Annotated in this window: 14 protein-coding genes; 10 read left to right on the top strand and 4 right to left on the bottom strand. The window is 36.3% G+C overall.

Translation table 11 applies throughout. The features are described 5' to 3' along the window. The first annotated feature begins 54 nt into the window (after nt 1–54). The 4 genes from tatB to G6W45_RS07480 are packed head-to-tail and all read left to right on the top strand — an operon-like array spanning nt 55 to nt 3,023. Nucleotides 55–453 carry a Sec-independent protein translocase protein TatB gene (gene tatB / locus G6W45_RS07495; protein WP_084042117.1) on the top strand — a complete coding sequence of 133 codons (399 nt, stop codon included), beginning with the start codon at nt 55–57 and terminating at the stop codon, nt 451–453. Next, a complete protein-coding gene (gene tatC / locus G6W45_RS07490; RefSeq protein ID WP_021091515.1) occupies nt 453–1,211 on the top strand; it encodes a twin-arginine translocase subunit TatC in 759 nt (252 codons plus the stop codon). The genes tatB and tatC overlap by 1 nt, the downstream gene beginning before the upstream one ends. Further along, complete coding sequence (gene queA / locus G6W45_RS07485; protein ID WP_194168067.1) at nt 1,204–2,226, top strand: tRNA preQ1(34) S-adenosylmethionine ribosyltransferase-isomerase QueA; 1,023 nt, start codon at nt 1,204–1,206, stop codon at nt 2,224–2,226. Before tatC ends, queA begins: the two co-directional genes overlap by 8 nt. Then, nucleotides 2,223–3,023, top strand: coding sequence for a hypothetical protein (locus G6W45_RS07480; protein WP_194168066.1), 801 nt, complete (start codon nt 2,223–2,225; stop codon nt 3,021–3,023). Before queA ends, G6W45_RS07480 begins: the two co-directional genes overlap by 4 nt. A 15-nt stretch (nt 3,024–3,038) precedes the next feature. Here G6W45_RS07480 and ruvX read toward each other — a convergent pair whose 3' ends face one another. From ruvX to ilvC, 4 genes are read right to left on the bottom strand one after another with little or no spacing between them, the layout of a single operon-like run. Continuing rightward, nucleotides 3,039–3,422 (bottom strand): Holliday junction resolvase RuvX, encoded by a 384-nt coding sequence (gene ruvX / locus G6W45_RS07475; RefSeq protein ID WP_084109382.1) that lies wholly within the window; start codon nt 3,420–3,422, stop codon nt 3,039–3,041. Beyond that, the gene (locus tag G6W45_RS07470) at nt 3,419–4,189 is read right to left on the bottom strand and encodes a DNA-processing protein DprA (protein ID WP_194168065.1); all 771 of its coding nucleotides are present in this window, start codon (nt 4,187–4,189) and stop codon (nt 3,419–3,421) included. The genes ruvX and G6W45_RS07470 overlap by 4 nt, the downstream gene beginning before the upstream one ends. Next, on the bottom strand, nt 4,186–5,577 hold the full coding sequence (locus G6W45_RS07465) for a divergent polysaccharide deacetylase family protein (protein ID WP_194168064.1): 1,392 nt from the start codon (nt 5,575–5,577) through the stop codon (nt 4,186–4,188). The genes G6W45_RS07470 and G6W45_RS07465 overlap by 4 nt, the downstream gene beginning before the upstream one ends. 3 nt (nt 5,578–5,580) lie before the next feature. Next, on the bottom strand, nt 5,581–6,603 hold the full coding sequence (ilvC, locus tag G6W45_RS07460) for a ketol-acid reductoisomerase (protein ID WP_054196937.1): 1,023 nt from the start codon (nt 6,601–6,603) through the stop codon (nt 5,581–5,583). Between the two features lie 142 nt (nt 6,604–6,745). Here ilvC and G6W45_RS07455 point away from each other — a divergent pair, with 142 nt between their 5' ends. From G6W45_RS07455 to rpsR, 6 genes are all read left to right on the top strand, one after another. Next, nucleotides 6,746–7,564 carry an HDOD domain-containing protein gene (locus tag G6W45_RS07455; RefSeq protein ID WP_021091523.1) on the top strand — a complete coding sequence of 273 codons (819 nt, stop codon included), beginning with the start codon at nt 6,746–6,748 and terminating at the stop codon, nt 7,562–7,564. Next, nucleotides 7,561–9,480, top strand: coding sequence for an RNB domain-containing ribonuclease (locus G6W45_RS07450; RefSeq protein WP_194168063.1), 1,920 nt, complete (start codon nt 7,561–7,563; stop codon nt 9,478–9,480). The genes G6W45_RS07455 and G6W45_RS07450 overlap by 4 nt, the downstream gene beginning before the upstream one ends. After that, nucleotides 9,473–10,471, top strand: coding sequence for a DNA polymerase III subunit delta (gene holA / locus G6W45_RS07445; RefSeq protein WP_194168062.1), 999 nt, complete (start codon nt 9,473–9,475; stop codon nt 10,469–10,471). Before G6W45_RS07450 ends, holA begins: the two co-directional genes overlap by 8 nt. Nucleotides 10,472–10,548: 77 nt before the next feature. Next, complete coding sequence (gene rpsF / locus G6W45_RS07440) at nt 10,549–10,968, top strand: 30S ribosomal protein S6 (RefSeq protein ID WP_021091458.1); 420 nt, start codon at nt 10,549–10,551, stop codon at nt 10,966–10,968. A gap of 13 nt (nt 10,969–10,981) precedes the next feature. After that, complete coding sequence (locus G6W45_RS07435) at nt 10,982–11,539, top strand: single-stranded DNA-binding protein (protein ID WP_021091531.1); 558 nt, start codon at nt 10,982–10,984, stop codon at nt 11,537–11,539. 15 nt (nt 11,540–11,554) lie between these two features. After that, nucleotides 11,555–11,815 carry a 30S ribosomal protein S18 gene (rpsR, locus tag G6W45_RS07430; protein ID WP_021091467.1) on the top strand — a complete coding sequence of 87 codons (261 nt, stop codon included), beginning with the start codon at nt 11,555–11,557 and terminating at the stop codon, nt 11,813–11,815. Nucleotides 11,816–12,458: the final 643 nt, after the last annotated feature.

The following is a 12,458-nucleotide window of genomic DNA, read 5'->3' as shown; positions in this document are numbered from 1 at the left end:
TGAGCAAAGTCAAGATAAAATACAAAGCTTAAATAAAATTTAATAGAGGCAAAAATGTTTGGAATGAGTTTTTCTGAAATCTTAGTTATCGCCATTATTGCAGTGTTAGTTTTAGGTCCTGACAAGCTGCCAAGCGCGATGGTTCAGATTGCAAAATTTCTAAAAATGTTTAAAAAAGGCATAAACGACGCAAAATCAACATTTGATCAAGAAATGAAGATAGCTGAGCTAAAAGAAGATGCCCAAAAATATAAAGAAAGCATAACTAAAAGTACGCAGAATGTGCGCAAAAAGCTTACTTTTGAAGAGCTTGACGAGATCAAGAAAAGCGCAAGCGACGTCACTGAAAGCATACAAAACGTCGTAAGCGACACCAAAAAAACGGTAGAAAATATACAAAATCCAACAAATTTAGTTAAAGATGCGATCTTAAACGATAAAAAAGAGGCGTAATGTTTGAAGAGCTAAGACCCCATTTAATCGAACTTAGAAAGAGACTTTTTATAAGCATAGTAAGCGTTTTTGTCTGTTTTGGCATCTGCTTTACGTTTTGGAACCCACTGCTTGCATGGATGAGCGAACCGCTAAAACAAGTCTTGCCAGCTGGCTCAAATATCATATTTACTCAAATTCAAGAGCCATTTTTTACAGCGATGAAAGTTGCATTTTTTGCTGGTGTCGTGATCGCGCTACCTATCATTTTTTGGCAGTTTTGGCTATTTGTCGCCCCTGGGCTTTATGACAATGAAAAAAAATATGTGATCCCATTTGTCATCTCAGCTTCATTTATGTTTGCGTGCGGGGCGGCGTTTTGTTACTACGTGGTGATTCCACTTGGCTTTGCATTTTTGGTAAATTTTGGTGGCCAACTCTTTACGGCTTTACCAAGCATTGGCGAGTATGTTGGCTTTTTTGCAAAACTACTAATTGGCTTTGGAATTTCATTTGAGCTACCAGTAATTACATTTTTCTTAGCAAAGATCGGACTTGTCGATGACAAGATGCTAAAAGATTACTTCAGATACGCTGTTGTTATTATCTTTATCTTTGCAGCCATAGTGACACCTCCTGATGTGATAAGTCAAGTCTTAATGGCGCTACCACTCATCGGACTTTATGGAATTTCAATAATCGTCGCCAAAAGAGCTAACAAGAGCGACGATGAAGACGAAAAAGAAGAACAAGACAGCGACGTAGCAAGCGATGAATAATATAAACGACGTCTCAAGTTATGATTATTTTTTGCCAGAAGAGCTCATCGCAAAAGAGCCAGTTTTGCCAAAAGAAGAGGCAAGATTGCTCGTCTATTTTAAAAATACAAAAGAGATAAAACACTACAAATTTAAAGATCTCTCTAGTCTTATTCCAGACGATGCTGCAGTTATTTTTAATAATACAAAAGTTATTAAAGCTCGCATTTTAGGACAAAAAGAGAGCGGCGGGGCTTGCGAAGTGATGCTAAACCAGCCCATAGGCGAAAATAAATTTAGCGTCTATATAAGAGGCAAAGTAAGTGCTGGTAGCGTTTTAAATTTTCCTGATAACCTAAAAGTAAATGTGCTTGAGCTAAATGATGATGGCACAAGAGTGGTAAATTTTACGCAAAATGGCGTTTTGCTTGATAATGTTCACCTTTTTAGTGAGCTTGAAAAGATTGGTCACGTCCCGCTTCCACCATACATTAAAAGAGCTGATACAAAGGATGACGAGAGCTGGTATCAGAGCATATTTGCCAAAAACATTGGTGCAGTAGCTGCCCCTACTGCAAGCTTGCACTTTAGCGAGCAGATGCTAGAGCAGATAAAAGCAAAGCACGAAGTCGCCTACATTACACTTCATGTTGGCGCTGGGACATTTAAAGGTGTGGAGTGCCAAAATATAAATGACCACAAAATGCACTCAGAATTTTACGAGCTAAGCGAGCAAGCTCAAGAGATTATAAATTCTAATAAACCAATCCTTGGCGTTGGTACGACAGTTACTAGATGTGTTGAAGAATTTGCAAGGAGCAAGCAAGTAAGCGGCTTTTGTAAGCTATTTTTAAACCTAAATAATAAACCAATTAGACAAAACTACCTTCTTACAAATTTTCATCTACCAAAATCAACTCTAATAATGCTAGTTACCAGCTTCATAGGACTTGAAGAGACGATGAGAATTTATAAAACGGCAGTTGATGAAAAGTATAGATTTTACTCATACGGCGACGGGATGTTGATAATATGAAAGATAAACCTATCGATATCATAAATAGAATGGAAATTTTTCTTAGCGCCATATACCAAGACGCACAGGACACTAAAAATTCCATCATTTTTAGCTACGATCCAAGCTATCCAAGGTTTTTAAAATTTGATGCTACAAATCTCATAAAAACACTTGAAAATATTTGCAAATTTTTCCTTTATTCTACCGAATATGCAGACATTTACATTCTCTTTCAACTTAAAAATTATAGTCCCAAATCTGTACATTTTGACATTAAGATAAAATCTAGCCATAGCGTAATGAGACCAAGTCATTACTATCTCAGCAAGATAAATGACTATCTAAAAAAAGCAAATGAATCTATGATCTCTCATAATGATGGAGAATTTTTAATATCTTTTAGCGCGGCACTAACAGGCGATAGAGCTATCCAAAGACAAATAAATATCAAAAATCAAACAAATACAAATATCTTAGTCGCTTGCGATGACGATGCTTTGTTTGACACTATTAGTGCTCAGATAAATTTTTTAGGTCTAAAAGTTATCGGTAAAAACGACCTTAGCAATCTAATGAGACATATAAAAGATTCTATTTTTACCCCGTTTGTTATTTTTATCGATAGTAAAATTTTAAAAAATGAAGCGATGCTAGAAGATATACTTGAGTTTAAAAATATTAAAAATTTTCGTATTGTAGCCATTTGCAAAAACGATGAGTCAGCTAACGATCTGCCAAATCATGTCACAGTATTAAAGCAGCCTTTTAGCACAGATAGCTTTCAGCTAGCTTTTAAAAATTCGCTTGAGAAATAGACCGATTTTTACTTTTTAATTTATCCTAAGATATCTTTTTAAAATAATAGTGGCCGAAATGCTATCCAGTCTACCATCTCGTCTTGTATTGGTGTAAATTTCACTAGCTTCGCTGCTGCTAAAGGCTTCATCTTGATAGACAATATTTGCCTTTACATCAAGAAGTGAGACAAAATGCTCGATGCGTCTTCTCATCTCATCTTCGCTACTACCACCGATTGGTACGCCCACTACCAGCGTATCTGGGGCATATTCATTTACCTTTTGACTCACATCTCTTGCGGCTTGGTTTCTATTTTTTCTAAGCACTGGCTCAAGCGGCGTCACGATCTCGCCAAAACCAAAGGCAAGTCCTATTCGCTTTAGCCCAACATCGATCGCCATAAATTTCTCTCTCATAGCAAGCTCTTTACTCTTAGATTTGAAATTTCAACCAACCCTTCAAGCTCGTACTCATAGATGATATCGCCAAATTTTGCCAAAACTTCATCAAGACTTACGCCATTTTCACAAAATTCTAAAATCTCGTCACTAGTCTTTTCTTGCTCTTTTATCTCGCCAAAAAGTGAAGCAAATTTATGATAGTCATCAATAAGCTCGGCTTTTTTATTTGCAAGCAAAAAATTTGTCCCATCGCTTTCACCCATGCGCTGTGGCAGTACATAAACTGGAATTTTAAGCTCATTTGCAAGCCTTGCACTTTGCATAGAGCCACTTTTAAGATCAGCTTGCGCGACGACTAGAGCTTCACAAAGCCCCACAACTATGCGGTTTCGCTCCAAAAATCTATAAGCAAGTGGTGGCTCGCCTTCGTCATACTCACTAAGAGCCAAGGCTTTGGTGTAAATTTCATTTATCGCCGCTTTATTTTGGCTTGGATAGATGGTGTCAAGTCCGCTCGCAAAGATGCCAATCGTTCGTGGCATAGCAGCTTTATGAGCTGCGATATCAACGCCGATTGCTCCACCACTTACCACACAGACATTTGCACTTTTTAGTGCTGCGCAAAGTGCTGTGACGCACTCTTTTGTATAAACACTTGCCTTTCTTGAGCCAACAACTGCGATCTTTGGCAAAGATAAAAGTGAAGTATCTCCGATAAAATTTAGCTGTTTTGGTGGATTTTTTAGTCTATTTAACGGCTCTGGGATAAAGTCAAGTCTCATAAAACATCTTTTAAATAAACCACATCAACATCTTTTAAAAGATTATTTTTGCTCTCTTTTATCACTGAGATTGTATTTTTCTTTGGATGCCCAATGGCGATCGCGTAGCCTCTTTTTTTAGCCAAATTTACAGCAGCCACAAGCTCACGCCTAACAGCACTAGCCGATGGATCGTCGTCTAAAAATATATCCCTTGAAATGTATGGCTGATTATGTTTTTTTGCAGCTCTTGCTACTGCGGTTTGAGCGATAGTTTTACTATCAACAAAGACAAAACCCTGCTCTATCAGCGCCCTATAAGCCTTATCCATAGCGTCAAAATCGCTTGTGAAGCGCGATCCTGTGTGGTTGTTTGTGTATTTTGCACGTGGGAAGTCTTTGCGTATCTTTTTTATCTTTTCATGCATGCTCTCAAAACTCTCGTTGATCGTGAGAGTGCCTATCTCTGGACTATCAAAGTGTTTTGCTTGCATCGGAAGATGTATCATGTAAAACTCAAATGTTCTTGCGATATTTGGCGTATCTGGATGAGTCTTTGTCGCTGGAAAAATAGACGGCGTGATTTTTAAGCCAAGCGACTTTATCATACTTGCATGTTCAAATGTCGCCACATCGTCTATTATGATGACGAGCTTTGCGCGTCCTTTTATGCTGGCATTTGGCGTAAAAGGTACCGCTTCAAAGCTATCTTTTTTTATATTTTTTTCTTCGTATTTTGTTTTTTCTATCTTTTTGGTAGTTAAATTTTCAGCTTTTTTAGCTGGCTCGACTTTTGTGTTCTCGCTTTTAAATTTCTCTTTTTTTTCTATTTCAGCGCTTTTATTTTGATCGACTTTTGCTTCAAAATTTTGAGGTTTTAACTCGGTTTTTTGTTCGGTTTTTGAGCTATAAAATGGCTCTATCTTTTGTTCATTTTCTATTACACTAGGCTCTGTGTTTTTATAACTTGCAAGTAAATTTTTAGTATCGTTTTGCTCTTTTTTTATCTCTTCTTTTTTGGCTTCACTCTTTACTTCAGCTATCTTTTTTTGCTCTTTTGGCTCAACTTTTGAATTTAAAGCAAGCTCACTTTTATGCTTAGGATCAGTAAAAATTTTACTTAAATTTTCATCTTCATCAAATTTTAGAGGGTATTTTCTCTTTTCGTACTCTTGTTTTTTCTCTTTACTGGCAACCTTTGGCTCAGCTTTTTTAGAAATTTGCTTCTCTATCTTTGGCTCATTTGCTTTGCTTATCTGTTCTGCACCATTATTTTTTATACTAATGGCTACGCTAAGTGCTATTATCAAAATAGCTGCGATAATGCCGATACCAAGATAGGTTTTATTGTGAGAGCGACCTGCACTATTTTTTGTGGGTCGCTTCTTTGCAGTCTTTTTTTCGCTCAAGGCTTAGTTTTTATTTTGATCTATAAGTTTGCCGTTAGTTATCCAAGGCATCATCGCGCGAAGTTTTTTGCCAGTTTGATTTAGCAAACTTCTCTCAGCTATACCGCGCTCAGCGTTCATTCTAACATATCCTGCTTTTCTCTCTAGGATGAAGTCTTTTGCAAATTTGCCATTTTGAATCTCTTTTAAAACTTCTTTCATAGCTTTTCTGCTCTCTTCGCCAACCACTCTTACACCGCTTACGTAATCACCGTATTCAGCGGTATTTGAGATAGAATAACGCATATCGGCCATACCACCTTGATACATCAAATCAACGATTAGTTTTAGCTCATGCAAGCATTCAAAATACGCCATCTCAGGCTCATAACCAGCCTCTACAAGCGTATCAAAACCAGCATTTACTAGCGCGCAAAGACCGCCACAAAGAACAGCTTGCTCACCAAATAAATCTGTTTCAGTTTCATCTTTAAATGTTGTCTCAATGATGCCAGTTCTACCGCCACCTATGCCGCAAGCATAGCTTAGAGCGATCTCTTTTGCCTTTCCACTTGCATTTTGCTCAACAGCGATAAGATCAGGTATGCCACCACCTCTTACAAATTCGCTTCTAACTGTGTGACCTGGAGCTTTTGGAGCGATCATAATGACATCTATATTTGCTGGAGCTTTTATCTGGCCAAAATGAACATTAAAACCATGTCCAAACGCGATAGCAGCGTGATCTTTTAAATTTGGCTCGATCTCATTTTTATAAATTTCTGCTTGAAGCTCATCTGGAGTTAAAATCATAACCACATCAGCGCCTTTTGTAGCTTCACTTACGGTTTTTACCTCAAAGCCTTTTGCTTCAGCTTTTGCCCAGCTTTTGCCACCTTTTGAAAGGCCAATTACAACGCTTACACCGTTATCTCTTAAATTTTCAGCATGTGCATGACCTTGTGAACCAAAGCCGATGATTGCTACTTTTTTACTTTGAATAAGGCTTAAATCGCAGTCTTTATCATAATAAACATTTATAGCCATTGTTACTCCTATTATTAAAATTTGGCAAAATTATAACTTTAGCCAGCAAAAATTCGGCTGAAATATACAGAAACTCTTTTTAAGTTTTATGATAATTTATTTTGATAAAATACGCTGAAATTTCAAAAAAAGAGATAACTCAATGAATGAATCAGTTTTTAAAAAAATCAAAGCACTTCCACCATTAGATGACACAGTTATACAAATTCAACGCTTACATGCGGACGAAAATAGCTCAATAAGTGATCTTACAAAAGTGGTCGAAAAGGATCCGATGCTAACAGCAAATATCTTGCGTTCAGCAAACTCTCCACTTTATGGGTTTTCTCAAGAGATCACAACTATAGCAAGAGCTATTTCTCTTTTTGGTATGGCTACTATTCGAGGTTTTGCGCTTTCAAGTACGATTAAAAAGAGCTTTTCTATAAATTTAGAGCCTTATGGCATTACTACACAAGATTTTTTAAATATCTCGATAATACAAAATGCACTGATGTACAATTGGCATTCTAAAGTTAATCCTAAAAGTCTAGAAATTCTCTCTCCAGCTTCATTTATGCTTGAGATTGGCAAGATAGTTCTTGCTCACGAATTAGCCGAAAATAAGCAAGATGTCGAATTTAGAGAAAAACTTAAAAATATATCTAGTCCAATTGATCTTGCCCTATTTGAAACAGAAATTTTAGATATGTCAAATGAAGAAGTTACGGCTAAAATTTTTGAACAATGGAACCTTGAGACAGAGCTTAGCAGCTCGATACTCTATTCAAATAATCCAGAAGAGGCACCAGATCATATAAAAGATTACGCAAAAGCCCTAAAAGTGATAAAAACAGCTGTAAATATCTTTAATCAACTTGATGATATAAGCATACAAAATACTCTACCTCTTCTTGACGAATACGGCTTTGGACATGATACGTTTTTAATGGCTGTTGCTAAAGTCAAAGATAATTTGTGAAAGAATTTCTAACCTCACTACTAGTTGGCATCAAGGAAAAAGAAGTTTCAAACGAAGATAAAGAGATTTTACGAAATCTCTTAAATCTTGGTGCCGTAAGCTCTCATAAAGATAAATTTTACCTAAACAATGGCTACGTCTGTGGCAAGCTAGACATCAGCCAAAACGCAACTGGCTTTATCATGCCGTTTGATAAACGCTTCAAGCAAGACATCATCGTAGAAAATAAAAATTTAAACAACTCTCACCTTGGCGACATTGTGTTAGCAAAGCTTTTGCCACTTAAGAAAAAACGCCAAAGTGCTAAGATAGTAATGAGCCTAAAGCTTGCAAATGAGACAAGCGTGGTCTATACAAAACGCTTTGGAGCGGCCATTTTAGGTGTAAATTTAAAAACTGGACTAAGCACGACCTTAAAAGCGACTCAAAAAAGCCTAAAGATGCTCCCACTTGGGACGCTGCTTAAGGTAAACAACCTAAATAACGAAATAGTCGAGGTTTTAGGAAATTTAGAAGATCCGCTAAGTGATGAGAAAATTTCGCTTGCTATTTATAATAAAAACGATAAATTTAGCGAGGCTTGTGAGCTTGAGGCAAAGGCTTTTGGCGACGAAGTCGATGCTAGCATGTATCTAAATAGAGTTGATCTAAGAAATTTAGAGTTTTGTACGATCGATCCAGTCGATGCCAAAGACTTTGACGATGCCATATATTTCGATGAGAAAAAGCGTGAAATTTACGTCGCAATCGCTGATGTAAGCGAGTATGTAACTGCTTACAGTGCCATTGATAGCGAAGCTAAAAAAAGAGGCTTTTCAATCTACTTTCCGCACATTTCAGTACCGATGTTGCCGCGCGCACTCAGTGAAAATATTTGCTCGCTAAAGCCAAATGTACCGCGTCTTGCATTTTGTTTTAAAATTTCACTTGATGCGAATAATGAGGTAAAAAAAGAGGAGCTTTTTGAAGCGATCATCCTTTCAAAAAGGCGCTTTAACTACGACGAGATCGATGAAATTTTAGAAGGCAAAAGAGAGTGTGAAATTTCATGGATCAAGCCGCTTTTTAAACTCACCACAAAGCTTCGCAAAAAAAGGCTTTTGCACGCATTTGACTTTAGGACAAAAGAGCTTAGAATGAGCCTTGACGATGAGGGTCAAATTTCACAAACTAGGTTTGAAAGTGACTCCGACTCGCATAGATTAGTCGAGGACTGCATGCTTTTAGCAAACAAGGCTGCTGCTAAGCTCATCACAAAGGGTGTTTTTAGAAACCACGCATCGCCTGATTTTAAAAAGATAGATACCTTGCTTGAAGATTTACAACTTTTGGGGCTTGACTTTACCTACGAGAGCGACCTTGCAAATTTGATAAGAAAGATCCAAATAAAAGCCGATGAACTGGGCAACCGCGAGGAGATAGATAAACTCATCATCAAGTCTCAAAAAAAAGCTGAGTACTCAAGTGAAAATTTAGGTCACTTTGGGCTTGGATTTGATAGATACACGCACTTTACAAGCCCTATTAGACGCTACTCTGACCTTATTTTACATAGGCTCTTAAAGGCTAAAATTTCAAAAGATGACAAGCTTTACAACTTCTTGCTTTTAAACATCCAAAGCACATGTGCAACCTTAAGCGAGCTTGAAAGAGAGGCGGACAAGGTGGCCTACGACTTTATGGATAGGAAATTTGCACGCTGGGCAGCTGCAAATATCGGCAAAGAGGTGCGTTGCTACGTGAGCGAAAACCAAAATGTCTTGGTTGCCAAGCTTGATGATCATTTTGTTGGAGCTAGGATTTTCATCACTGGATACAGCGCAAATTTACTTCAAAAGCTTGTCGTAAAGATCACAGAGGCCGACATAGCGAGTGCTAAAATTTTTGCAAAAGTGGTAAGAAAGATCGATGTATAGAAAAGATTTGGAGCTAAATTTAGCAAATGCAAATTTAAGCAACTACTTCTTGCTTTTTGGAGCGGATGAGTTTCAGATCGAGCTCTTTGGCAAAGAAATTTTGAGCTTTTACTCTAGCGAAGATGCAAATTTACTAAGCCTTTATTTTGACGAGTACAACTACGCGCAAGCAAGCTCTCACCTAAGCGAGCAGTCGCTTTTTGGTGGTAAAAATATCCTATATATAAAAAGCGAAAAAAAGATCCCAGCAAAAGAGCTAAAAGAGCTCATCTCGCTTTGCGCAAAAAGCCAGGACAACTACTTTTTATTTGAGCTTTATGAGGCCGATATGAAACTAGTTTTTGATACGCAAAAGGCTTTTGGGACAAATTTTGCTAGATTTTTCAAGCCCTCAACTCCAGATGAAGCGATAAATTTACTAGCCAAAAACTCAGCCAAAATAGGACTAAACATAACTAAAAACGCACTTTATGAACTTTACTTTACGCATAATGAAAATTTATACCTTGCAGCAAGCGAGCTAACAAAGCTAAAGAGCCTAAACACACACATCGAACAAGATGATGTAAAAAGGCTAGTTTTTGGACTTGGCGGGATAAATTTTGATGATTTTTTTAATAAATTTATGGCTCTAAAAGATATAAAAAACGACTTTTTTACCTATCTAGAAGATCCAAATTTTAATGAAATTTTACTTCTAAACTCGCTTTACAAAGCATTTTTTAGGCTATTTAAAATTTACTCTTATATAAAGATAAATGGTCGATTGAATTTAGATGAGGCAATCGGTTATCAACCGCCTGTAAATGTCGCAAATTTATTAAAAGCAAATAGCTTAAAACTAAATTTAAATATCTATTTGGAGATATTTAAAACGCTAAATTTAGCCGAGTTAGAGCTAAAAACAAACACAAAAATGGATAAAGAAATTTTTGTATTATCAACCATTTTAAATTTACAACATCTCATATCAACAGCAAATATTAAGTAACTTTAAGCTAGAATCCACCCTTGCTTAAAGCAAAATCCTTGCTCACAAAGTGAGCTAAATATCCATAAGGAGAAGAAATGAAACATTACGAGCTTTTATTTATTCTTAAGCCGACACTAACGGAAGAGGAAGTTAAAGCTAAAGTTGACTTCGTAAAAGAAGTTATAACAAAAAATGGCGGCGAAATCGCTACTGTCGTTGAGATGGGCACTAGAAAACTAGCCTACACCATCAAAAAATACGAGCGTGGAACATACTTTGTTATCTATTACAAAGCCCCACCAGCACTTCTTGCAGAGCTTACGAGAAATGTAAGGATCACTGAAGATATCATAAGATTTTTAAGCGTTAAATATGAAAATAAACGCGAAATCGCAGCTTGGGAAAGACTTTGCAAAGGTATCAAGCAAACTATAAAAAAAGAGCCTCGTGAGCCAAGAGCGCCGCGTGAGCCAAGAGTTGAAAAAGTAGACGAGCAAACTTTTACAGAAGAATAATCAAGGATAAAAAATGTTCAATAAAGTAGTACTAGTTGGGAATTTAACAAGAGATATCGAACTAAGATACACTACTAGTGGATCTGCTATAGGAAATTCCGGTATTGCTGTTACTAGAAAATTTAATACTAATGGCGAGAAACGTGAAGAAACATGCTTTATTGACATATCGTTCTTTGGCAAATCAGCTGAGATAGCAAATCAATATTTAAGCAAAGGCTCCAAACTTTTGGTTGAAGGAAGATTAAAATTTGATCAATGGACCGACAACAATGGACAAAACCGTTCAAAGCACTCAATCGTAGTTGAAAATATGGAGATGCTTGGCGGAAATAGCGGAGCTAATGGACAAAGTCAAGGTGGATTTAATCAAAATAGTTCGTACTCACAACAACGAAATAATGGTTCAACTAATAGCTATGGCAATGGTGGATATCAAAATTCAGCACCACAAAGACAGCAAATGCAACCACAAAATAAAAAAGTACAAGAAGAGTACTATGAGGAAAAAATCCCTGATATAAACATTGACGCCGATAATTTTGATGGCGACAACGAAATACCGTTTTAATTTAAAGGATAGAAAATGGCAGAAAAAAGAAAATATTCACGTAAATATTGCAAATTTACAGAAGCAAAAATTGATTTTATAGATTATAAAGATACTTCTCTTTTAAAGTATTGTTTATCAGAGAGATTTAAAATAATGCCAAGACGTTTAACTGGCACATCAAAAAGACACCAAGAGATGGTAGAAAAAGCGATCAAAAGAGCTCGTCATGCAGCTATTATACCTTACATAGTAGATCGCAAAGATGTAGTTTCAAATCCTTTTGATGGACTATAATTATTAAACTATTAAGCCCCTATTAACGGGGTTTAATCCTAATCTTAAATATCTTAGATTCATGTTCTTATAGATTTTTATTTATTGACTGTAGTTTAAAATATTTTTCAAGTACTATCTATAATTTTGGTTTAACTTACACGAGACAATTAGAATTTATTCAGGTGGATATCTCAAATATATGCTGTCTTTAAATAACTCTATAGCATCAATTTATCAGTTCAAAATAATTTATTTAGCCATATATATACAATCAATATCGTTGATCCATATTATTCACAATTTTTACCACGAATCACGCATCATCTATCGTATAGCAATAGCTGCTCACATGAGGCTAAAAGACAAGATACTTAAATTTAAATAAATTTTATTAAATAAATCCAATATTCATCCATTTGGTGTCTGCATATCTTGCAAGTGGGCTTTATAATATATTTTATTTTGAAAACTTATTGATGCCAAACCAACCTAACCATGCAACCATGTTAGCTAAAAACAAATTTTAAACATCCTTTTCTTGACATGTAATAATGTTTTTTGTATAATCTCAATTCTTTTTTAAGCAAATGTCTTGCTAGCTCAGTCGGTAGAGCATCTCACTTTTAATGAGGGGGCCGTTGGTTCGAATCCAACGCAGGAC

It is taken from the genome of Campylobacter concisus (assembly GCF_015229955.1).
GTDB lineage: Bacteria > Campylobacterota > Campylobacteria > Campylobacterales > Campylobacteraceae > Campylobacter_A > Campylobacter_A concisus_AT.
The sequence above is the reverse complement of the archived record's forward strand: the minus strand, read 5'-3'. Positions and strand labels throughout refer to the sequence as shown.